General features: G+C 38.4%; 17 protein-coding genes. 9 read left to right on the top strand and 8 right to left on the bottom strand.

Annotated elements, in window-relative coordinates; translation table 11 throughout:
* Positions 1 to 76 precede the first annotated feature (76 nt).
* The 4 genes from DEU40_RS02445 to DEU40_RS02430 all read left to right on the top strand — a co-directional run bounded on the left by DEU40_RS02445 (position 77) and on the right by DEU40_RS02430 (position 4,233).
* Complete coding sequence (locus DEU40_RS02445; RefSeq protein WP_110008374.1) at positions 77 to 745, top strand: DUF4271 domain-containing protein; 669 nt, start codon at positions 77 to 79, stop codon at positions 743 to 745.
* 12 nt (positions 746 to 757) lie between these two features.
* Positions 758 to 1,498: a uroporphyrinogen-III synthase gene (locus tag DEU40_RS02440; RefSeq protein WP_034691594.1), complete on the top strand. Its 741-nt coding sequence runs from the start codon at positions 758 to 760 to the stop codon at positions 1,496 to 1,498.
* Between the two features lie 171 nt (positions 1,499 to 1,669).
* The gene (locus DEU40_RS02435; protein WP_110008373.1) at positions 1,670 to 3,712 is read left to right on the top strand and encodes a S9 family peptidase; all 2,043 of its coding nucleotides are present in this window, start codon (positions 1,670 to 1,672) and stop codon (positions 3,710 to 3,712) included.
* Positions 3,713 to 3,894: 182 nt separating this feature from the next.
* The gene (locus DEU40_RS02430; RefSeq protein WP_110008372.1) at positions 3,895 to 4,233 is read left to right on the top strand and encodes a hypothetical protein; all 339 of its coding nucleotides are present in this window, start codon (positions 3,895 to 3,897) and stop codon (positions 4,231 to 4,233) included.
* A 114-nt stretch (positions 4,234 to 4,347) separates the two neighbouring features.
* Here DEU40_RS02430 and DEU40_RS02425 read toward each other — a convergent pair whose 3' ends face one another.
* Positions 4,348 to 4,839: an SRPBCC domain-containing protein gene (locus DEU40_RS02425; RefSeq protein ID WP_110008371.1), complete on the bottom strand. Its 492-nt coding sequence runs from the start codon at positions 4,837 to 4,839 to the stop codon at positions 4,348 to 4,350.
* A 201-nt stretch (positions 4,840 to 5,040) separates the two neighbouring features.
* On the opposite strand from DEU40_RS02425, the gene DEU40_RS02420 reads away from it, so the two are divergent.
* The 5 genes from DEU40_RS02420 to DEU40_RS02400 all read left to right on the top strand — a co-directional run bounded on the left by DEU40_RS02420 (position 5,041) and on the right by DEU40_RS02400 (position 11,304).
* On the top strand, positions 5,041 to 6,585 hold the full coding sequence (locus DEU40_RS02420) for a sensor histidine kinase (protein ID WP_062673264.1): 1,545 nt from the start codon (positions 5,041 to 5,043) through the stop codon (positions 6,583 to 6,585).
* A 159-nt stretch (positions 6,586 to 6,744) separates the two neighbouring features.
* Positions 6,745 to 7,431 carry a response regulator transcription factor gene (locus DEU40_RS02415; RefSeq protein ID WP_002982671.1) on the top strand — a complete coding sequence of 229 codons (687 nt, stop codon included), beginning with the start codon at positions 6,745 to 6,747 and terminating at the stop codon, positions 7,429 to 7,431.
* Positions 7,432 to 7,509: 78 nt separating this feature from the next.
* Positions 7,510 to 8,148 (top strand): hypothetical protein, encoded by a 639-nt coding sequence (locus tag DEU40_RS02410; protein ID WP_228406426.1) that lies wholly within the window; start codon positions 7,510 to 7,512, stop codon positions 8,146 to 8,148.
* 19 nt (positions 8,149 to 8,167) lie between these two features.
* Positions 8,168 to 8,530 carry a hypothetical protein gene (locus tag DEU40_RS02405; RefSeq protein WP_171006242.1) on the top strand — a complete coding sequence of 121 codons (363 nt, stop codon included), beginning with the start codon at positions 8,168 to 8,170 and terminating at the stop codon, positions 8,528 to 8,530.
* Positions 8,531 to 8,598: 68 nt separating this feature from the next.
* Complete coding sequence (locus tag DEU40_RS02400) at positions 8,599 to 11,304, top strand: TonB-dependent receptor domain-containing protein (protein WP_110008369.1); 2,706 nt, start codon at positions 8,599 to 8,601, stop codon at positions 11,302 to 11,304.
* A 268-nt stretch (positions 11,305 to 11,572) separates the two neighbouring features.
* Here DEU40_RS02400 and DEU40_RS02395 read toward each other — a convergent pair whose 3' ends face one another.
* The 7 genes from DEU40_RS02395 to DEU40_RS02365 form a co-directional block, all read right to left on the bottom strand.
* Complete coding sequence (locus tag DEU40_RS02395; RefSeq protein ID WP_110008368.1) at positions 11,573 to 12,070, bottom strand: phosphoheptose isomerase; 498 nt, start codon at positions 12,068 to 12,070, stop codon at positions 11,573 to 11,575.
* A gap of 24 nt (positions 12,071 to 12,094) precedes the next feature.
* Positions 12,095 to 14,377 (bottom strand): GH92 family glycosyl hydrolase, encoded by a 2,283-nt coding sequence (locus DEU40_RS02390; RefSeq protein ID WP_110008367.1) that lies wholly within the window; start codon positions 14,375 to 14,377, stop codon positions 12,095 to 12,097.
* A gap of 21 nt (positions 14,378 to 14,398) precedes the next feature.
* A complete protein-coding gene (locus tag DEU40_RS02385; RefSeq protein ID WP_110008366.1) occupies positions 14,399 to 15,259 on the bottom strand; it encodes an ROK family protein in 861 nt (286 codons plus the stop codon).
* Positions 15,260 to 15,389: 130 nt separating this feature from the next.
* The gene (locus DEU40_RS02380) at positions 15,390 to 17,798 is read right to left on the bottom strand and encodes an endo-beta-N-acetylglucosaminidase H (protein ID WP_110008365.1); all 2,409 of its coding nucleotides are present in this window, start codon (positions 17,796 to 17,798) and stop codon (positions 15,390 to 15,392) included.
* Between the two features lie 58 nt (positions 17,799 to 17,856).
* Positions 17,857 to 20,007, bottom strand: coding sequence for an endo-beta-N-acetylglucosaminidase H (locus DEU40_RS02375; protein WP_110008364.1), 2,151 nt, complete (start codon positions 20,005 to 20,007; stop codon positions 17,857 to 17,859).
* Positions 20,008 to 20,116: 109 nt separating this feature from the next.
* Complete coding sequence (locus DEU40_RS02370) at positions 20,117 to 21,544, bottom strand: glycoside hydrolase family 125 protein (protein ID WP_110008363.1); 1,428 nt, start codon at positions 21,542 to 21,544, stop codon at positions 20,117 to 20,119.
* Positions 21,545 to 21,577: 33 nt separating this feature from the next.
* A complete protein-coding gene (locus DEU40_RS02365) occupies positions 21,578 to 23,809 on the bottom strand; it encodes a GH92 family glycosyl hydrolase (protein ID WP_110008609.1) in 2,232 nt (743 codons plus the stop codon).
* Positions 23,810 to 23,924 lie beyond the last annotated feature (115 nt).

The raw sequence follows: 23,924 nt of genomic DNA, 5'->3' as shown, positions 1-23,924 counted from the left end.
TCATGGATCCTGTGACAGGAAAATCTGTGCCGGGCTGTGTTATCTGAAGTTAAATAATAAATAAAAAAATTAAATTTTGCCATCATCACAACACTTCATCAATCACGTAAGAATACCTGAAAATAATGATTGGGTAATCTTTATCCTTGTGGGCTGTATATTTTTATACGTTTTTATGATGAACGTCATAGAAAGAGATGCCAGTCTCAGAGATTTTCTGCTTCAGAAATATTTTGATGCAAGCAACAACCTTCCCAGCTGGATCATCACCTCCTGTGTGACTACACTTACTCTGTCTGTATTAATTTCACAGTATGTTCCTGTAGTACCGAAATATATTGCGGATCTTCAGCTTTTGGGATATCAGCTTAATAAATTGGGTTATACTTTGCTGGCAGTGCTGCTTTTTTATGTAATAAAATCAACATTAGGCTTTTTATTTTACCAAAGTATAGGGGATGGAAAAAAATGGACTATTTTTTATTTTACCTCCACAAAGTTTTATTTCATTCTTTCATTTTTGCTAATAATTCTTTGTGTAGCCCATTATTACTTCCCGATAGACAGAAATAAAATGTTTTTATATTATTTCTGCTTCTTCGCTTTTGTATTCATTTTCAAAGTTTTTTTCTATTTATTTCACAAGAACAAGATTCTTCCTGAAAAATGGTATTATAAATTTTTGTATATTTGCACCCTCCAAATCGCACCATTATTATTGCTTTGGAAGTTATTATTTTTTTAATAAAAGTCAATGATGAGAATAAAGTCTATATTGGTTTCTCAACCAGCGCCTAGTGAGTCTTCTCCATATCTGGATATAGCGAAGAAGGAAAAAATAAAGATTGATTTCCGTCCATTTATCCACGTCGAAGGGGTTGACAATAAAGAGCTCAGAACACAGAAAATAGATCTGACGCAGTATACCGGTATTATTTTTACCAGTAAAAATGCGATTGACCATTACTTCAGGCTAGCAGAGGAATTGCGTTTTGCCGTTCCGGATACGATGAGATACATCTGCCAGTCGGAAGCAATTGCCAACTATCTTCAAAAGCATATCGTGTACAGAAAAAGAAAAATCAGCTTTGGGGAGAAGAACTTCTCAGACCTGCTTCCTCTTTTCAAAAAATTCCCGACTGAAAAATATCTGCTGCCATCTTCAGATGTTTTGAGCCCGGATATTGTAAAAACCATGGATGCATCTAATGTAGACTGGACAAGAGCGATTATGTACCGTACCGTATGCAGTGATCTTACGGATATCAATGTCAAAGATTATGACATGCTGATCTTCTTCAGCCCGCAGGGAATCAAATCGCTACAGCAAAATTTCCCTGATTTCAAGCAGGATGAAACAAAGATCGGAGTTTTCGGAAACACGACTTTGGCAGCTGCGGAAGAAGCAGGATTAAAAGTAGATTTAATGGCACCAACGAAGGAAACTCCTTCTATGACAATGGCCCTTGAAAAGTATATTAAAGCACTTCACAAATAGTCTTTAATTATAAAAATACAATGAACCATCTTTTCAATAAAGGAAAGATGGTTTTTTTTTACCTAAATTTGAACAAAAATTAATATTGAAAGGATTTCTGCTTAAATTACTTACTTTCAGAAGAAAAAGTATAAGAACATCCTATGCAATAAAAAAATAAAAATACCCCGGATGAAAGCTCCACAGGCAAAAAAAATTGAAAAAATATTAGAAAAACACGGCGATAGAAGAACTGATAATTACTTTTGGCTGAATGAAAGGGAAAACCCCGAAGTGATCCAATACATTGAGGAGGAAAATGCCTACGAAGAATTCATCATGAAAGATACGGAAGCTCTTCAGGAAGAGCTTTTCGAAGAGATGAAAGCCCGCTATAAAAAGGACGATGAGTCTCTGCCTTATTTCTTTAATGAGTACTGGTATATTGTGCGTTATGAAGAGGGCAAAGAATATCCTATCTTCTGCAGAAAGTATAAAAACCTTGAGAATGATGAGGAAATTGTACTTGACGTTAATATTCTGGCAGACGGCAAAGAGTTTTTTGAAGTAGGAAGTGTAGCAGTAAGCCCCAATAACGAACTGGCCTCTTTTTCTTCAGATGATGTAGGAAGAAGAATTTATACGCTTAATTTTAAAAATTTAAAGACAGGGGAAATTTTGCCGGATACGATCCCTAATACTACAGGGAAAGCCGTTTGGGCGAATGATAACCAGCATATTTTTTACATCAGAAAAGACAAAAGCCTTCGTGCATTTCAGGTATACAGACATCGGCTGGGAACAGATTCAGCGGAAGATGTTCTGATCTTCCATGAAGAAGATGAGACTTTTGATGTTAATGTATTTAAGACAAAATCATTAGAGTACATTTTCATTGCAAGCTCAAGCACTATTTCGGATGAACATCGTTTTATTCCTTCAGACAATGTATTTGCAGAATGGACGGTGATCCAGCCAAGGATAGATGATCTTGAATATTCAGTAGAGCATTATGAAGACGAATTTTATATCATTACCAATGCGGATGATGCGATCAATTTCAAGATTGTAAAGGCAAAGATTGATAACTGCAGCATGGAAAACTGGGTTGATGTGATTCCGCACCGTGCAGAAGTTTTACTGGAAGGTTTTGAGATCTTTAAAGATTATCTGGTTCTTGAGGAAAGAGAAAGAGGATTGCTTCAGATCAAAATCATTGACGAGAAAACACAGGAGTCTTACTACTTACCTTTCTCCGATCCTACTTATACAGCTTATATCGGGATCAATCTGGAATTTGATACGGAAATTTTACGCTATGGATATACTTCCCTTACACAGCCTAGTTCCACGTATGAGTACAACATGAAGGAAAAGACGACAAAACTTCTGAAACAACAGGAAGTTTTGGGTGGAAAGTTTGCTCCTGAAAATTATATTTCAGAGAGAATCTGGGCAGATTCAAGAGATGGAAAGACAAAAGTTCCTATTTCCCTGGTTTATCATAAAGACACTAAGAAATCACCTGACACTCCGCTTCTTTTATATGGATATGGAAGCTACGGACATACTGTTGATGCCAGCTTTTCCAATGTAAGATTGTCTTTGCTGGATAGAGGATTTATTTATGCTATTGCTCACATCCGTGGTGGAGAATATCTGGGAAGAGAATGGTATGAAGACGGGAAGATGCTGTTTAAGAAAAATACATTTTTTGATTTTATTGATGCCGGAAAATACCTGATCAGAGAAAATTATACTTCATCAAAACACATGTATGCCATGGGAGGAAGTGCCGGCGGATTGCTGGTAGGTGCTGTGGTAAATTATGAACCTCAGTTATTCAACGGAATTGTGGCACAGGTACCTTTTGTAGATGTTGTTACAACCATGCTGGATGATACGATTCCTTTGACAACCGGAGAATATGATGAGTGGGGAAATCCTAATGATAAGGAATACTATCATTACATGAAAGACTACTCTCCTTATGATAATGTAGAAGCGAAAGATTATCCTCATATGCTGATCACGACAGGATTCCATGATTCTCAGGTACAATACTGGGAGCCTGCAAAATGGACCGCCAAATTAAGAGAATTAAAAACGGACAATAACATTTTAATCTTCAAAACTGATATGAGCTCCGGACATGGAGGAGCAAGCGGAAGATTTGAATCTCTGAAAGAAGATGCACTGGAGTATGCGTTTCTGTTGAAAATAGATGATCATTGATAGATCTGTTTCATCAACAACCAGTAACTATAGAGCAATGTGCAGAGCCAGATCTATCAAAGATCAGATGTTCTTATTAACGAAGCTACTGAAATTTTAAAAGTAACTTCTGCTTATAAAGGAAATTAGGTGAAGAATTAAAACGTTAAAACATCAATTATTAATCATCATTTATCAATTATATGAACGAAACTGAATACTGGAAAAAAATAGAACAATTCTTTGAAGACAATTTCCAGACAGAGAAGAACCCGCCCATTGAAACCCTCTTATTTCTGATAGGGTTGCAGGAACTGGGAAGCGGCCAGCAAAAATATACAAAAGAAGACAAAGTAAACCTGATCCATATTGCAGTCTGCAGATTGCTTGAGCCATTTGGATATTATAAATTTACCCACTATGAAGACGGATGGCCCCACTTTGAAATTGTGGAAGAACTTCCGGAACTCAAACCTAATGAGCAGACTTTGCTTATGAAAAAGGCGATTATCCAGTATTTTCAGGAAGAAGAGCTTTTGTAAAGCCTGGAAGTTTGAAGATGGAAGCAGGAAGTTAATTCCTGGTGATAAATAAAAGAGGGTTTTCTAATGGAAAATCCTCTTTTTTATAAATAAGTGCTTTTTACATTTTCAAAATCATCCAATCAATTCTTCCAATTGATTCAGTCCTATTTTAAAGCCTTCTTCAAATCCCATATCCATAAGCTTTTTCATCACTTCAGGAGAATGGTAATAGATATTGATGGTTACTTTAGTTCCTTCTTCCAATCCAGTAAAGCCAATCAGCCATTTTGACCTTGGGAAGTCTTCATTGATATTCCCTTTTTCATCACAGAAAGCACTCATCCAGTCAAGACTTCTGTGTTCTGTAATTTCTCCATATTGAGTTTGAGCATACATAGGTCCTTTTTCCCCGTTCGGACCTACCATTGTATACATCCAGGTGCCTCCTTCCTTGAAATCCTGACTTACCGTTTCACATTTCCACGGTTTAGGTCCCCACCATTGATCCAATAATCTTGCTTGTGTAAAATAGTTCCATACGGTTGAAACATCAGCCTTAAAAATCTTCATAACATAAGCACTTGATGCATCAAAATCTTTGTTGAAAATGATAGTAGATTCCATATATATTTATTTTTATTAAAGTTAGCATTTTATTTATTGAAAGGACTTTTCATATGACAAGTAAAAGATAATTCATAAATAATTGTTAAAAAACACTCTTTTAAGAAAAAAAAAACAATTTTTTGGCTCGTTTTTTGTTTATGTACTCTTAAAAAAATTAATTTTAACATTCATTTTTCCAAAACATATATATTTTAAATAATGAATAACAAATTCATCCCAATAATTTCAGTGTTTATGACGATCTCACTGATTGTCTTTGTAACGCTCCAATTTTATTGGTTGAAAGGCTATTACGGCGTACTGGAACAGGATTTTTCAAATAAAGTGTATGCGGTTTTGGAAAGTACTTCAAAAAGTATTGAAGAGATTGAAGCTGACAAATACCTGAATCAGGATTATAAAGATTTCAGAAAAAACATTCTTGCGAACAGCAAACAGCCGTCTTTAACTACTATTCAGCAAGTAGAAGACTCCGGGACTCAAAGACAGATTATTTATTCCAAAAATATCATTGAAAAAACGCAGCTGCCTATTTCTCAAAAAGGAGATTCTATCAAGCTGACGACTTTGTATACAGACGAAGCTGCTTATAAAATAAAAAGAGACACCACCAATCGCGAACTTTTAACGCAAGATATCAATCAGGAGATTGAGACGGGAGATTACTCCATGAAAGAGTTTGTGAAAGTATATGGAAACAACCTTCCTATCACCAAAAGAGTGGATCCTAAAACACTGGACTCCGTTATTGCCAAAGAGCTTAAAATAAGAGGGATCACTGCCAAGTTCGGATATGGAGTTCTGGATCGTAATAATAAGCTTACAAGCATTGCGAATAAGGCTTATAAAGAAAAGAAAGACAGTAATACCTACAGCTTTCCTCTGTTTGCCGATAAGAAAAATACATTATACAGCCTTGCTCTGGTATTTCCTAAAAAAGAATATTCCCTGGCGATGAATAACTGGCCGATGCTTTTGGGAACATTTCTTTCTCTCCTTACCATTCTTGGGATTTATATTATTTCCATCAATTATATGATGAGGCAGAAAAAACTTGCTGAAGTGAAAACAGACTTCATCAACAACATGTCTCACGAGTTTAAGACACCATTGGCAACCATTTCTGTTGCAACGGATTCGTTGGCTAATGATAAAATTGCCACCAATCCGGATAAAGTAAAATACTATTCCGAACTGATCAAGCAGGAGAATTTAAGGATGAAAAAACAGGTGGAAAATGTACTTAACATGTCCAAGCTTGAACGAAATGAAGTGGAATTATTTTTAAAAGAGACCAACGTAAGAGAGCTGATCAAAAAAACGACAGAATCTTTCAACCTGATTGTACAACAAAGAAACGGAACGCTTACACAGAAGTTCACGGCCACTCAGTATAATTTTAAAATAGATGAATTCCACATCTCCAATATGCTGGTCAACTTACTGGATAATGCCAATAAATATTCTCCTGAAGCACCGGAAATACATGTGGAAACAAGAAATGAAGGACACTGGTATGTGATTGAAATTTCCGATAAAGGAATGGGAATGGATACACAGAATAAAACCAAAATTTTCGAAAAATTCTTCAGGGAAGAAACCGGAAATATTCACAACGTAAAAGGCCAGGGATTAGGTCTTTCTTACGTGAAGAAAATTGTAGAACTGCACAAAGGACAGATTATTGTAGACTCTCATAAAGGAAAAGGAAGTACGTTTACGATAAAACTGCCAATGAGCTAGAAAAATAAATGATAGATGATAAGCGATAAATGATACAGATCTTTTTCACATCAGTTATCAATGATCATTCATCAATTATAAAGTTAAACCAAATATCAAAATATAGAAGATAGAGTGAGGAAGTTCATTCTTAATTGTTAATTTTTAATTATTAAAATTATGAGCAACAGAATATTATTAGTAGAGGACGATCAGAGTTTCGGGGCGGTGCTTAAAGATTATTTGACCATCAATAATTTTGAAGTGACTCTTGCCACTGACGGGGAGCAGGGACTTAAAGAATTTACAGAAAATGAATTCGATATCTGTATATTTGACGTAATGATGCCTAAAAAAGACGGATTTTCATTAGCGGAAGATGTAAAAAAGATTGATAAAAATACACCTATCATTTTCCTTACTGCAAGAAACATGAGAGAAGATATCTTGAAAGGATATCAGTTAGGTGCTGATGATTATATTACAAAACCATTTGATACTGAGCTACTTTTATACAAAATAAAAGCAATTCTTCAGAGAAGTTCTACCTTGGAAAATGAAGAACAGGAGCAGTTTAAAATCAGTAATATTTTCTTTGATTCTATGCTGAGACAGCTGAAAGTAGGTGATAAAGAATATAAACTATCTCCTAAAGAAAACGAATTATTAAAACTTCTTTGCATCCACAGAAATGATTTCATGCCGAGAGACCTTGCTTTAAGAAAGATCTGGAAAAAGGAAAATTATTTTACAGCAAGAAGTATGGACGTTTATATTGCCAAGCTTCGTAAGTTGTTAAAAGACGACGAAGGATTGGAAATTATCAACGTTCACGGGGAAGGATTTAGACTTTTGGTAAAAAATTAATCCAAAAATCAAATTATAAGTATAAAATTAGCAAAACAATTGAAAATGTTTTGCTAATTTTGTTTCATACCCATGGATATGAAGAATACATTTATAGGTTTGATCGCCGTATCACTCTTAGCTGCATCCTGTAAAAAGGATGAAAGAGCTACTTACTTAAAAGAAGAAGCCAACGCTGGCCAGCCCAACGTAGCTCTAAATACCACCTCAAAAACCGCTCTGATGGAACAGGCAGGCATCCAGTCCAACGCTGCTCCTATGGCTACAGCTCCGGGAATGAATCCTCCTCACGGGCAACCGGGACACCGATGTGATATTCCCGTAGGACAGCCTTTGAATGGGCAACCTGCTGCAGCTACTCCTGCAACACAAAATGTAAATGTGAGCGGAGGCAATACCATCCAGATTGATCCGAATGCTGTATCATCAGGAAAAATCACACTTGATAATAACGGGAAGCAGGTAAAAACCGCACCAGGAATGAATCCTCCACACGGACAGCCTGGACACCGATGCGATATTCCCGTGGGACAGCCCTTAAACATTAAGCCAGCTCCTGCGCCACAGGCAGTGCAAAATACAGTTCAAGCAACTCCAGGTCCGGCTCCTGCACCTGCAGCACAGAGCCTGGCAATGGGAGAAAAACCGAAACTGAACCCCGCTCATGGTGAGCCATGGCATAGCTGTTCTCTAAAAGTTGGTGATCCTTTACCATAAATTTTGTATTTTTGCAGAGATGAAGCTGTTTCATATACTTGCCATAGTTTTTTGTCTGGGAGTTTTTCTGATTCCCAAGGACTATTTCTATGCGCAGGAAATGCAGGAAACATGCTGTAAAGCAGAATCTTCCAAGAAAATGGACTGCTGTAAAAATCATTCTTCAAAAAAAGACAGCAAACATGATAACACAAAATCATGTAATGACGACTGCTGCTCATCATGCATTGCCTGCTATACTTTTATTGAAACCCCTTTTTCAAAAAATCTACGTCTGGAACTGTCTTATTACAAAGCGAATAAGAATCTTCAGTTTCAATATGCAGATCCTTATCTTTCAGACCGTTTGAAGGAAATCTGGCAACCGCCCAAGATAGGTTAATTAAATAGTATGGGTTCATTATGCCTTATAATGAACTGTTTTTTTAATTAATTAAAACTTTAAACAAAATGAAATTATATATTTCCAGGTTCATACTTGGTGCATTATTCCTATTTACACAATTTATATCTGCTCAGACACTTTCAAAAAATCAGTTCAAGGTAAAAGGGAACTGTGAAATGTGCAAAACAAGAATTGAAAGCGCCGCAAAAAAAGCGGGTGCCAAAACAGCCGTTTACTCTGTTCATCTTCAGACACTAACCTTAGAAACAGATAAGGTATCTTCTGATGATATTCTGAAAAAGGTAGCAGAAGCAGGACATGACAATGAGAAATTCAAAGCTTCTGATACAACCTATGAAGGACTTCCGGGATGCTGTCATTACGACAGAGATCTTCAGCCTTCCCAGACAGAAACCCATCATGAGCACCATGCAGATGCTACTATTTCCCCTAAAAAAGAAAATGAATTCTACGTAAGAGGAAACTGTGCTTCATGTAAAGCCAGAATTGAAAAAGCATCCAAAGATGCCGGTGCCAATACTGCAGAATGGAATGCTGAAAAGCAAACGGTTACTTTACATTTTGACCCTTCAAAAACCTCATCAGATAAGATTTTAAAGGCTATTGCTGATGCAGGACATGATAATGAAAAATACAAAGCTTCAGATGCTGTTTACAATGGCCTTCCGGGATGCTGTCTTTATGACAGAGAGTTTACTTTCGGGCAGCCTAATCCAAAGGTTCATTACGAAGAAGCAACAAAGCATGAAGATCATAAAGACAATGAGACTTCATCTGCTAAAAAGGATCATTCCCAGCACGAAAAAAGTATTGATGGTGTTGTGGTGACGGGTTCTAAGGCAGCAACAGCTTTAAGTAAAAAAGATGCGGGACTTGTTTTTAATATCGATAAAAAAGAGCTGTTAAAGGCAGCTTGTTGTAATCTTTCTGAGAGTTTTGAAACCAATGCAACGGTAGATGTTTCTTTCAGCAATGCAGTTACCGGAACTAAACAGCTGAAAATGCTTGGGTTGGATCAGAAATACACGAGTTTGACAAAAGAACAGTTACCTGAGATCAGAGGTCTGGCTTCTGCCTATGGCTTAAATTTTATCCCGGGAAGATGGATTGAAAGTATTCAGCTTACCAAAGGAGGAAGTACCGTAACCAACGGTTATGAAAGTATCACAGGACAAATCAACACTGAACTTCTTAAGAATGCAAAGGCTCCTGAAACATCATTAAATCTTTTTTCTGATTTTAATGGAAGAGCTGAAGTGAATATTACCAATGTTTCTCCTATCAACGATAAATGGTCGCAAACTTTCCTTCTTCACGGCAACGGAACGTTTGGAAATACGGATATGAACCATGATGGTTTTCTGGACAGACCAAAAGGAACACAGATTAATGCAGCATATTTGCTTAATTATAATGATCTTGAAAAGTCGGGGTTCGGGTCTCATTTTGGAATTAATTTTATCAGAGATGAAAGAACGGCAGGACAGATTGGTTTTGATAAAAAACTGGGTCAGGACAAACAGCCTTTTTATGGGGTTGGAATCGATATTTCAAGATTCCAGGTCTGGAATAAAACAGGATATGTTTTTAAGGGTAAACCTTATCAAAGTATTGGCTGGATGAACCAGTATGTGTATCATCAGCAGGACAGCTTTTTTGGATTGAGAAATTATGCGGGACAGCAGCATACATACTATTCCAATTTAATTTTTGAAAGCATCATCGGAAATACCAACCACAAATATAAGGCTGGAGCAAGTTTCTTATATGACGGATACAAAGAAACGTATTTGCTGGACGATATGAGAAGAAATGAAATTGTACCGGGAATTTTTGCTGAATATACTTTAACAGGTTTAAAATATACTTTAGTAGCGGGTTCAAGAGTAGATTTTCACAATCTGGCAGGAACACAGTTTACGCCAAGATTGAACTTTAAATATGACTTCACGCCTCAGACGATTTTAAGACTTTCTGCCGGAAGAGGATTCAGAACAGCAAATGTATTTGCGGAAAGCCAGCAGTATTTTGCATCAAACAGAGCGATTAATATTCTGCCTAACGGAGGAAATATTTATGGATTAAGACCTGAAATCGCATGGAATTATGGGGCAAGCTTACAACAAGAATTTAAGTTATTCGGAAGAAAATCGAGCATTGTTGCAGACTTCTTCAGAACAGATTTCCAGGATCAGGTATTGGTAGATCTGGATCAATCTCCTCAACAGCTGACATTTTATAATCTGGATGGAAAATCTTTTGCGAATTCGTTCCAGGCCCAATGGGATTTCATGCCTGTCAAAAATCTTGAAGTAAGACTGGCTTATAAATATTATGACGTGCAGGCTGATTATATCGGCGGAAGAAGAGAAGTTCCTTTTATGGCGAAGCACAGAGGGTTTGTGAATCTGGCCTATTCAACCAATAAAAATGATAATGGCGGATTCTGGAGCTTTGATACGACTTTAAACTGGGTTGGAAAGCAAAGACTTCCTGATACTTCAACGAATCCGGCAGAGTTTCAGTTACCTACGTATTCAGAATCTTATGCGGTTCTTAATGCTCAGATCTCAAGAAACTTCAATAAAAAGATCAGGGCTTATGTAGGAGGAGAAAACCTGACTTCTTATTATCAGAAAAATGCGATTGTAGATTTTAAAAATCCTTTCGGAAGCTATTTTGATGGCGGAATGGTATATGCTCCGATTATGAAGGCCAACTTCTATGTGGGACTGGATGTGACGTTTTAAGGCGGGAAGATGGAAGAATGATGCTGGAAGTCCTAGCCGGTAGAATTCTTATTTAGGAATAAATTACTGATTTATACTTTTCTGAATAAACAAAACCTTATAGGTTTCAGAAACCTATAAGGTTTAATTTTTACCATCAGCAGGTAAAATTGCCTCTAATAACGAAGGAAATCCAAGAGTTATGAAAACTTACAGAAACTCCCCTCTTCCAGCCTCAAGCTTCCTTACCAATAAAAATTCCGCTTCAAAAATTGAAGCGGAATTTTTATTATCTTCCAAAGTCATCCTGTACTCTTACGATATCATCTTCGTCTGAAGGATTGGACGCATCGGTGTGCTGCCAGATTTCAGCTACAATTCCCCAGCCTGTAAGACCAATCAGCCTGTGTCTTTCCCCCTGCTGAAGTTTCACCTGATCTTTCGGACCATATTCTTTCAGTTCTCCCTCTTCATCGGTATTGCTTCTTTTGATTCCTACCGTTCCTTCTACAACCTGCCAGATTTCAGCTCTTCTGTGGTGGTACTGCCAGCTTAATCTTGCTTCAGGAGCTACGATAAGGATTTTCGGGCTCAGTTTTCCTCCTATTCTAAGGCTATCTACATCAATCCCATCGAAATATTGGTTGGCAAAATCCTGTGCCTGTGTTTCATCAATCACAAAAAATCCTCCCCATGGTCTTGTATCGTCTTTTGCTGCGATGTTAAAACCTTGTCCTTGCAGCATGCTTTCTACTCTATCGAATATTTCTTTTTTCTCTGTACTCATACAGCTATATTTTTAATTTAAAATTTATTTATTTGACTCTTCTTTTGACATTGAATATGGGAAATCTTTTTCCTGTGTACCTCTTTCTTTATTAGGTTTGCTATCCATTTTAAAGTCTAACACAGCACCTTTCATCAATTCCTTGTGGCTCAGCCAGTTTTTGGAATAAGGCTGTTGGTTTACATTCAGTGATTTTACATATAGATTTTCTGCGTTGTTTTCCGGAGCCTTTATTTCAATTTTCTTACCATTCTCCAAATGGATGGTAGCTTCTTTAAATAATGGTGCTCCCAACACGTATTGATCCGTTGCCGGTGTTACCGGATAAAACCCTAGAGCTGAGAAAATATACCACGCAGAAGTCTGTCCGTTATCTTCATCACCGCAATATCCGTCCGGAGTTGCATGATACAATTTATTCATCACCTGTCTTGCCCAATATTGAGTTTTGTAAGGTGCTCCTGCATAGTTGTACAGATAAATCATGTGCTGAATAGGCTGGTTTCCGTGGGCGTACTGTCCCATGTTCATGATCTGCATTTCCCTGATCTCGTGGATAACGCCTCCATAATAACTGTCATCAAAAACCGGAGGCAATGAAAATACTTCATCTAATTTGGCTTCAAACTTCTTCTTTCCACCCATCAGTTCTGCCAGACCATCAATATCCTGGAAAACCGACCATGTATAATGCCAGCTGTTTCCTTCCGTGAAAGCATCTCCCCATTTGAAAGGATTGAAAGGTTTCTGGAAATTACCATCTTTATTTTTACCACGCATAAGGCCCGTCTCCTTGTCGAATACATTTTTGTAATTATAAGCTCTTTTCTTATAAATATCAATTTCTGAAGCAGGTTTTCCTAGTGCTTTTCCTAATTGATAGATTGAAAAATCATCATAAGCATACTCCAATGTTCTTGCTGCATTTTCATTGATCTTTACATCGTAAGGAACATAGCCCAATTCATTATAATACTTTACTCCTGCGCGGCCTACAGCTTCTATAGGACCTTCATTGTTTGCTCCGTGTTTTACAGCCTGCCACAGCGCTTCTGTATCATATCCGCGAAGTCCTTTGATGTAAGCATCTGCTACTACGGATGCGGAATTGTTTCCAATCATAATATCAGAATATCCCGGACTGCTCCACTCTGGTAAGAAACCACCTTCTTTATAAGCGTTGGCCAGTCCCTCCTGCATTTCCACATTAATGCTTGGATACACCAGATTCAGGAAAGGATATAGAGCACGGAAAGTATCCCAAAAACCGGTTCCTGCAAACATTCTTCCGTCTACAATTTTGCCATTGTATGGACTCCAATGTTTTATTTTATTTTGAGCATCAATCTCATATAACTTTTGCGGGAAGAATAAAGTTCTGTATAAAGAGGAATAAAAGGTTCTCATCTGCTGATCTGTTCCTCCTTTTACTTCTATTTTTCCTAATGTCTTATTCCAGATATTTTTAGCGTCGGTCTTGACCTGTTCAAAATTTCTGTTTCCGATTTCTCTTTTAAGATTCAGTTCTGCCTGTTCAAAGCTGATGAATGAAGAAGCTACTTTTGCATACACCGTTTCTTTATTTTTAAGCTTAAATCCTACCACAGCTCCGGTGTGATCACTGGTAATTTCTAACTGATCATTCACCAGTTTATCATCTTTCCAGGTTTTTGTGAGTTCAAAATCTTTATCAAACTGAATAACAAAGTAGTTTTTAAAGTTTTCGTATTTCCCGGTAGAATATCTTGTAGTATATCCGAGGATTTTTCTTTCTTTTGGTAAAATTTTGATATAAGATCCTTTGTTCAAAGCATCAACCACTACGTAAGCGCTGTCTGTCTTTGGAAAATCAAATTTAAAATAAGAGGCTCTTTCAGTAGGTGTAAATTCTGTTGTGACATTGATATCAGCAAGATAAACGCTATAGAAATAAGGTGTGGTAACCTCAGCTTTATGGCTGAACCAGCTTGCTCTTTCGTCTTCTTTAAACTTCACTTTTCCAACTCCAGGCATGATGGCAAATGCGCCATAATCGTTCATCCAGGGAGACGGCTGGTGGGTTTGTTTAAATCCTTTTATTTTATCTGCATCGTAGGTATATGCCCATCCATCGCCCATTTTACCGGTCTGGGGTGTCCAGATATTCATTCCCCATGGAAGTCCGACTGCCGGATAGGTATTTCCATTGGATAATGAAGGTTTGGATTGGGTTCCCATCAAAGGATTCACATAGTCTACGGGAGATACATTCTGACCTAAAGCCCAGGCCTGTAATAACAGTAAGCAAGTAGAAAATATAAACTTCATTGTATCTTTTCGTTTGTTAATTTATATACGCTTTTTTAATGCATAGCTGGCAGCTCCAAGAATGGCCGCATCTTCAAATATGGCAGAAATTTTAACCTGCAAGTTAATATTATTCTTGGTTAAGTTCTGAATAAATCTTTGCTCAAAATGAGGATAAGCCTTGGCAATATTTCCTCCTATAACTAAAACTTCCGGTTTGTAATGATCTACATATCTGACAATAAACTCAGAAAAGGAGTCTGCATAATCGTTAAACATTTGAGTCTGTATCTCTGTAGGTTTATCCAGAAGATCTTTCGTTCCTGAGATTTCTTCTCCGGTCAGTTCTTTATAATGATTCACAAACCAGCGTGTCGCCAGATAGTCTTCACTGATGGAATCTCTGAAGGGAGCATCCCATAAATCTTCATCGGCAGCAAATTTTCCATTGAAGAAAGTAGTTCCCAATCCTGTTCCAAGAGTCACTCCAAAAGCACTGTTGAAACCTTGGGCACATCCTCCGAATACTTCTCCTTCCATAAACGCAGCCGCATCATTTACAAAATGAATCTGCTTCTGAGAAATGGCCAGCCTTTTTGCCAGTTCTTCTTTAATATTGACCTGATAGATATCAATAAATTTTCCCTGCCGCATAAGAGATATTCCATTTTCATAATCGAAAGGTCCCGGCATTGCGATACCGATTAAAAGATCTTCTTTTACCAGATCATGAGCCACCTTATTAATGGCTGAAACCCAGGCGTTGAAAATAACTTCTTTGTTTTCGAAAGCATCTACATGTTCTCTTACATAGGTGGATGAAATGATTTCACGTTTTTCCGGATCTACCTGAGCCAGCGTGATGTGCGACCCTCCAATATCGATTCCTACTATATTCTGCATTATTTTTTATTTTAAATTCAAGTCTTCCTGTGACTGAAAAAACAGACAAACAGAAGTACACCTCTGTCTGCCTGCTTTGTATTTCAGACTCTATTTCATTAGTCCCGGTTACTATTTTATTATCAAAATCTTACTTCACAATAATTTTACCGGTTGATATTACTTTATTGTTTGCGGGTGTAATTTTGTAAATATAAGTACCACTGATTAAATCCTGCGTATTCACTGCGTTATTATTTTGATTAATATTCTGTTTTTTGAATAATTTTCCTGACGCATCGTACAATGCCACTTCACTTGCAGAGTTGTCACTGATAGCAAAGTGAATATCATTTCCTCGTTTCACAGGATTTGGGTACACTGCGCTGTTGTCTTTCACAGATTCAACATCTTTCACTGCAAGATTAGAAGCGCAGGCAACATCTGTTCTCCAGTTGGCATCTGTCATATTGATCAGGGTTGCAAAATGGGTATTGGCTGTAGCATCCAAAGCTCCCATTCCACTGCCTTCATCCATTTTCCAGTTGGCTTCAAGACCTGTAGAATTGGCAGGAACATTACAGCTGTTATTCATGATTTCCTGTGGTGTCAGTGCTCTTTTCCAAACTCTGAATTCATCAAGGAAACCATTGATTGTACGTGAATTGTCATAGTTTCTTCCCAGATAAAGGATTCCGTTTGCCGTAAAGTTACCCGTCACCGCAAACGTTGCATCAAGATTACCGTTGACATAAATTTTCATGGCTGCACCATCATAAGTGGCTGCTATATGATACCATGTATTAGTGTTGAATGAAGTATTCGTATTCAATTTCACCTGTGACGAACCAAAACTTAATATAAACTGCAGCTTATTATTCGCAAGGTTTCCGTCTCCGAAACGAAGCATCGCCGAGTTGTTATCTCCTACTTCAATACCCATTACCGATGAAATATACGGAAAGCCTGTTTTGAAAGCATTTACTTTTACCCAACCTTCAAAGGTCACCGCGTTTCCACTCAGGTTAAATTGTCCTGCGTTAAGATAATGCGTGCTTCCGTTGAAAGCAAGAGATCTTGCACCCGGGCTTGTAACCGGAGCAAAACCACTGTTGAATGATCCTTCTCCTGAATAAGTACTTGTCGTTCCTCCTGTACATGAAGCCTGTACTTTCCATACATAACTTGTATTAGGTGTCAGGTTTTGTAATGAATAGGAATTGGTTGTAATATTTGGAATTTCAGTCCAGGTTGTGGCAGCAGCAGTTTTATACTGTAACGTATATGAAGTTGCATTTCCGGCATCCCATGATAACTGAGTGGTATTGCCAAGGAAACTTCCGGAAGTCAATCCTGATGGCGTAGTGCAGCCACTTCCGGAGTTAAACCTTGGTGCAAAAATATAAGTACTTGTTAATGTCGGTGAGCAGTTAGACTGGATTCTCCAATCGTAATTGGTATTCAGAGTAAGATTGTTGATGACAATATTATTTCCTGAATAATTGCTGGCAACGTTCGTCCATACCGTTGAATTAGCTGGTTTATAGTCAATATTGTAAGACTGGGAAGCATTGGAAGTCCAGTTCAGTTGAGCTGAAGTTCCTGTCACGTTGGAAACATCCAGTCCCAATGGCGGATCACAAGCCTGTCCCTGTGACCATGGATACAACTGACCGCTTAAGAGTGTATTTTCATTATAAAGAATATTGGATCCTGTACTCAGGTAGCTGGCTACATTGGTTCCCGGCAGATCGTACCACATAAATACACCATATTGATCATTCTTTGTGCTGGTTGCTAAGCTTGCCAATGTAATGGAAGAAGTTGAACTTGGATTCGAGTTTTGTATCCAGGTTGCCGCTGCAGAGATTTTAGATTTATCAAGAGGCGGAACAACAGGCGCATTGTACGTACTGTACATGGCATTCCAGGTGTAATTGATATAATTTCCGGCTAAATCTCCATTATACGTTTGTCTGGTTGTAGCCGGACCATAGTAATAAAACGTAATCAGCTTATCCGGCATTGCGGCTTTCAGTTCCTGTAAAAGCATGACAAAAGAACTGTTATTAGGCTGTCCTGTTCCGTTATTTCCGTATCCTGCGTATTCATCATCAAGGTCTACTCCATCGAGTCCGTAGGTGTAAACAGTGTGAGCCACCTGTAAGGCGAAATCTTTAGCCGCTTCACGGTTAGGGAAATTGGAAATTCCCGCTCCCTGGTGGTTTCCTAAAAGATCAAGCAATACTTTTATTCCTTTTTGCTGTAAAGGTTTTACGTAGGTATTGACATCATTCAGAACTTTGGTAACGTTGTTATTGTTTGAAATGTAAGCACGGTTTTTGGAAACATCATAGTTGATATTGGCTGCAAAAATAATGGCTACATCAAAAAGCTGTTTGTTGGTATTCTGTAAAGTATAGGAACCTGCATTCAGCATATTGTTGTTGTTCACTTCCACATAGCAGACTCCCAAAGGATCAAGCTGCTGTGCTTTGAGTGCCGGAGCTGACTGAAGCATCAGGGCCATTAAGGGAATAAAAAAGGATTTTTTTCTCATAGTATATCAATTTTGTAGTAGAAAAAATCATTGGGCCGAAACCCAATGACTGGGTTTGTTATTTTACAATTAGTTTTTCGGATTGTTTCAGGCTTCCATCATGAGATTCAAACTGAACGATATAGTTTCCTGCGGAAATTCTGCTCAATTCATATTGGTTATCTCCTAAGTTCAGTGATTTTGTATCTACGATTCTTCCGTTAAAATCATAAATTGTCAATTTTCCTTTGCTGTATTCATCCGGAACAGAAACTGTCAGTGATGAAGATTTGCTTGCCGGATTAGGATATAATTTGATTTGATTTTTAATGCTTGTCTCTCCGACATTGACCGCCTTTTGCCCTGCAGTTCTTGCTAATGCAGAACTTCCTGTTGTACATGGTACATCTGTTCCCCAGTTAGAAGAATCAACTCCCGTTAACGTTAAAGTCACACCATTTCCTGAAGTATCCTGAACTGTAGAACCACTTCCTTCGTTAAACTTCCAATAAGCAGCCAGTGAAGTTGCCGGAACGGATACATTACACATATTCTGACTGATTTCTGTCTGGCTTAATGCGCGTTTCCAAACTCTTACCTCATCTATTTTCCCATTGAAGTTTCTGGAAGTATTATATAAATATCCTACATTGAATGCCCCTGTTGAATTCACACTTCCGGTTTGTGCTTTGGTGGCATCCAGAACACCATTGATATAAATTTTCATATTGGATCCATCGTAAGTAGCTGCTACGTGATACCAGGTATTGGCATTCAGAGCTGTTGCAGAAGCGAGTTTTTGCTGTACATTATTAATACTTACCACAAACTGAAGTTTATTATTCGCCAGACTTGCATCTCCTAATCGTAAGAATGCAGAATTGCTGTCGCTTACCTCTGTTCCCATGATAGAAGAAATATATGGCGACGCAGATTTGAACGATGACGGTTTGATCCACCCTTCAAAAGACAATGCTGAGCCACTTAGATTCATACTTCCGGCCGCTCCTGATTCTGTACTTCCATCCAAAGACAGAGCATAGGATCCTGTAGGAGTTGTTCCTGAAGTGCTTCTAAATCTTGGAGCAAACATATAGGCGCTTTTCACACTGCAGTTGGTTCTAATTCTCCAGTCATATTCGGTATTGGCTGTTAATCCGGAAATGGTTACAGAAGTGGAGCTCGTTGCTGTTACTGCATTCGTCCATGTTGTTGAAGAAGCTGGTTTATAATCAACATCATAGGTATTGCTTCCTACGGCTGACCAGTTTAATTTAGCGCTTGTTCCTGTAAGATTGCTTGTGTACAATCCGATAGGGGCATCACAATTGGTTCCTTGTGTCCAGGATTGTAAAGTACCGCTTAAAACAGTTGGTTCTCCATATAATGTCTGAGTTCCTGCTGAAAGCTGTGCCGTTTCATTCGTTCCATGTAAATCATACCACATGAATACGCCATAGCCGCCATTTTTCGTTTGGGTTGCCAGGCTGGTGGTGGTAGAATTGGAAGTATTTCCCATCCATACGGCTGCAGGAGAGATTTGTGCTTTGGTAAGAGGTGGTACATTGGGAGCAGAGAATGTTCCGTACATGGCATTCCAGCTGTAGTTGACATTATCTCCTACTCTGGCTCCGTTCCAGGAAAGTCTTGAAGCTGCGGGACCATAATAGTAGAATGAAATAATTTTATTCGGTAATAAAGCTCTGAGCTCCTGAACAAGCATTACAAATGAGCTGTCATTAGGCTGTCCTGTTCCGTTATTTCCGTATTCAGAATATTCATCATCAAAATCAATTCCATCAAGACCGTAGGTATTCACTGTATTGGCAAGCTGCAGAGCAAAGTCTTTTGCGGCTTCACGGGTAGGAAAATTACAGATCCCGGCCCCTTGGTGATTCCCTAAAATAGTCAGTACTACTTTCATTCCCTTTTGCTGAAGTGGCTTTATGTAAGTATCTGCATTAGTAAGAACCTTGGTTACGTTATTATTGGAATACAGATATGCTCTACCACGGCTGGTATCATAATTAATATTAGCCGCAAAAATATTCACCACATTAAACAGGTAGCTGTTCGATGTCTGCAGTTTGTACGCTCCCGCATTCAGGAGGTTGTTGTTATTCACTTCCACATAGCATATTCCTGTAGGGCTAAGCTGCTGTGCGTTAATCAGAGAACCAGACTGAAGCATCATGGCAATCAGTGCGGTAAAGATGGATTTTTTTTTCATTGTATAATTTTTTTAAGGTGTTTTGGTGTCTGAATTTTATATAGCAATCCCCTGACACCTTCTTTTTCGGGAAGGAATCTCAGATGAAAAAGCCATATAAAAGGGTGTGCTATGTCAGTAGCTCCGGGTTTTCGTTAAAGGTTTTCCATAATAATTCTCCAAATAAGGTATTGGCCCATGCAAACCATTCTCTGGTGAACTTTTTGGAGTCGTCTTTATGGAAGGATTCATGCATAAAGCCTGTTCCTCCGTGCGTTTTCTGCAAGGTATCTATACACCATCTGATCTCACTTTTGTCTTTGGTAGTGAGTGCCTTCATGATGATACTCATTGGCCAGATCATATCCAATCCTATATGTGGACCTCCTATTCCTTCTGCCAGCTTACCTTTGAAGAAGAACGGGTTGTTTTCTGACCACACAAATTTTCTTGTATTCAAATACACAGGGTCATCAGCTTTCACCGCATCCAGATAAGGCAGTCCCAGCAGGCTTGGACAGTTTGCATCATCCATCAGGTTGTAACTTCCAAAGCCATTTACTTCAAAAGCATATATTTTTCCAAATTCAGGATGATTGTAAATTCCGTATTTTTTGATGGCTGCTTCTACCTCATCAGCAAGGCTGTTCAGTTGCTGAGCCAACGTTTTTTCATTTTTAATCTGAGCAACCATTTCCGCAGCCTGACGTAAGCTTACCACCGCAAATAAGTTGGAAGGGATCAGGAATCCGTAAATGGTAGCATCATCACTTGGACGGAACATAGAGCTTATCAATCCTACAGGTTTCGTTGGGTAACCATATCCTCCCATAGGAACTCCATCTGTTGCCCAAGCCGTTGTACGCTCGAATTTGTAAGGACCCAGATCATTTTTTCTCTGCTGTTCTGTGAAAGTCTGCATGGTAAGTTTGATTCCTTTCAGCCAGTTCACATCAAAAGGTTTTGTATCTCCTGTAGTTTTCCAAAAGTGGTAGGCCAGACGGATAGGATAGCAAAGCGAGTCGATTTCCCATTTTCTTTCATGGGTGCCCGGCTTCATATCGGTATGGTCATATTCTTTCCACTTACTGATCTTCTGATCATCGTTATAGAAAGCATTCGCATAAGGATCTTTCAGGATGAATGTCGTTTGTTTATGGATTACTCCTGAGATAAGCTTATGCAGTTTTTCATCTTTTTTCGAGAACTGCAGATAAGGAAAAACCTGTGCGGAACTGTCACGAAGCCACATGGCGTCAATATCTCCGGTGATCACATAGGTATCCGGTGTTCCTCCGGTTTCCGTATAGTAAACAGTAGTATCCAATGTATTCGGGAAGCAGTTTTCAAAAAGCCAGCTCAGCTCTTTGTTTTTTACTTTCTTTTTAAACGCTGCAATAGCACTTTCTACGGATTCGCTGGTAAAATGTCTTTTATCTTTAGGAACACGGACAACAGGAAAATCGTCCAGTACTAAATTTTTAGCAAAAACATTTTGGGTAAACAGCAATCCGGCTCCCGCCAGTGCACTTGTTTTAATAAAATTTCTCCTTTCCATTGATACTTTTTATTTCGTTTATTTTTATGAGTCTTATTTTACTGGTTTGCTTCCCATTACGAATCTCAATTCGCCACCGTTCATGATATCGCTGTGGTTCAGCTCCCAGCTTTTGTATTCCTTTCCGTTCAGGAACATTTTCTGTACGTAGATATTCTTGTCAGATATTTTGTCTGCAATCACGGTGAAAGTTTTCCCATTTTCAAGCTTTAAAGAAGCCTTCGGGAATTGTGGTGCTCCGATGGCATATACAGGTTTCCCAGGTGTCACAGGATAGAATCCTAATGATGAGAAAATATACCATGCTGACATTTGACCACAGTCTTCATTGTTAACGATTCCATCAGGTTTTGCTGCATACATATTGTCACGGATATATTTTACCATTTTCTGAGTCTTATAAGGACTTCCTGCATAGTTGTACAGGTATGGAACATGATGACCCGGTTCGTCCCCGAATCCTAAAGATCCGATGAATCCTGAGATATCTACGTGCTGCTCTCCTTCCATATGAAGCGCTTCTGTAAAGGTTTTATCCAGTTTTTCTTCAAATCCTTTTTTTCCTCCGTACAGATTCATCATTTCGTCAATCTGATGAGGAACAAAAAAATCATACGCCCAGATGTTTCCGGAAACCCAGTGTGGCTGAAGTTTTTTCCAATCGTTAAGGGTGAAATCTGCTAAGAATTTCCCATCTTTTTGTCTTGGCCAGAAGTGATTATTTTCTTTATTGAAGGTATTCAGGAAGTTCATAGAACGTTTTTTATAGACTTCCGATTCTTCTTTTTTACCTAATTTTTCTGCAAGCTGCTGAATACACCAGTCATCATATGAATATTCCAGTGTTGCGGAAACAGAAGCTCCGTTTTCTGATGGAGTGTAGCCTAATTTTATATAGTCGTTAAGGCCTCCGCCACCATCACTGCTGCTCATTTTGTCCGTTAAAGAAGCATCTTTCATGGCTGCAAATGCTTTTTCAGCATCAATGCCCGGAACTCCTTTTGAAATGGCATCCCAGATTACCGAAGCACTGTGATAGCCCAGCATACAGAAATTATCATATCCGCAAAGTTCCCAGATTGGCATGTGATCTTTACGATCTGTATATCTGCTGATCAGAGAGTTGGTAAATTCTTTTGTATGTTTCTGATCCATAATAGTTAACAGAGGATGCGTTGCTCTGAATCCGTCCCAGTAAGAATAAGTACTGTAGTTGGTGAACCATTTGGTATTCATGTTTTCCTGAGCGGCCACATAATCTCCATTCACATCCATGTATAAATTGGGTGCAATGAAGGTATGGTAAACTCCCGTGTAGAAAATTTTTCTCTGGCTCTCTGTACCTCCTGTCACCTGGAATCTTCCGATCAGGTCTCTCCAGGTCTTTTGAGCGGTTTCTTTTGCTTTGGCAAAATCAATATTTGTTGCTTCTGTATCAAAATTTTCCTGTGCATTTTCTGTACTCACCGGAGATAATGATACTTTTACTTCAATGCTTTCCTGATCTTCTGTTGAAAACCTTACAAAAGCTTTCGCATCTTTGGCAAGGGCAATTTTTTCATCATTTTTGATTTTTCCGTCAGCATAAACACCGTAAGACTTAAACGGTTTGGAAAACTCCATCACGAAGTAAGCAAACCGTTTACCTCCCCAGCCATTGCTGTAGCAGTATCCTTTGATTTTATTATTGCCTTCCACGCTCACTAAAGTATGGTAGATATTTCCGAAGATTTTGTTGGTAGGATCAATAATGATATTGGCTTCACTACTTTTCGGGAAAGTATATTTATGAAATCCTACTCTTGGAGAAGCAGTCAGCTCTGCTTTAATCCCATAGCTGTCCAGCATTACAGAGTAATATCCCGGAGAAGCAATTTCTTTATCATGGGTAAATTTTGAACGGTAACCCGTTTCCGGCTTGTCTTCAGATCCTGGAACCATTTTAACCTGTCCTACGGTAGGCATTACCAGAATATCTCCAAGGTCTGCCCATCCCGTTCCGCTCAAATGGTTATGGCTGAATCCCATGATGGTTTTGCTGCTGTAGTGGTATCCTGAGCACCAGTCCCAGTCGCCACTTTTTGTATTCTGATCCGGACTCAGCTGTATCATCCCGAATGGCGTAGTTGCTCCCGGAAATGTATGTCCATGACCACCAGTCCCTATGAAAGGATCTACCCAGGATAAAACATCGTTTTTATTTTGCTGGGCACTGGCTACAGACATCAGGGTGGTAAAAAAGCAGATTAACAGTTCTTTTTTCATGATAAGAGAGGTATCGGAGATTGTTTTGTTTAAAAGTTGGTTTAAAAATAGGAAAACCATTATAAAATTCCCAGCAAACGGAAAAATTAAGATGATTAACCTATTTTCCTAAACT

This window comes from Chryseobacterium sp. AG844 (assembly GCF_003182335.1).
In the GTDB taxonomy this organism is placed as follows: Bacteria; Bacteroidota; Bacteroidia; order Flavobacteriales; family Weeksellaceae; genus Chryseobacterium; species Chryseobacterium cupriresistens.
The sequence above is the reverse complement of the archived record's forward strand: the minus strand, read 5'-3'. Positions and strand labels throughout refer to the sequence as shown.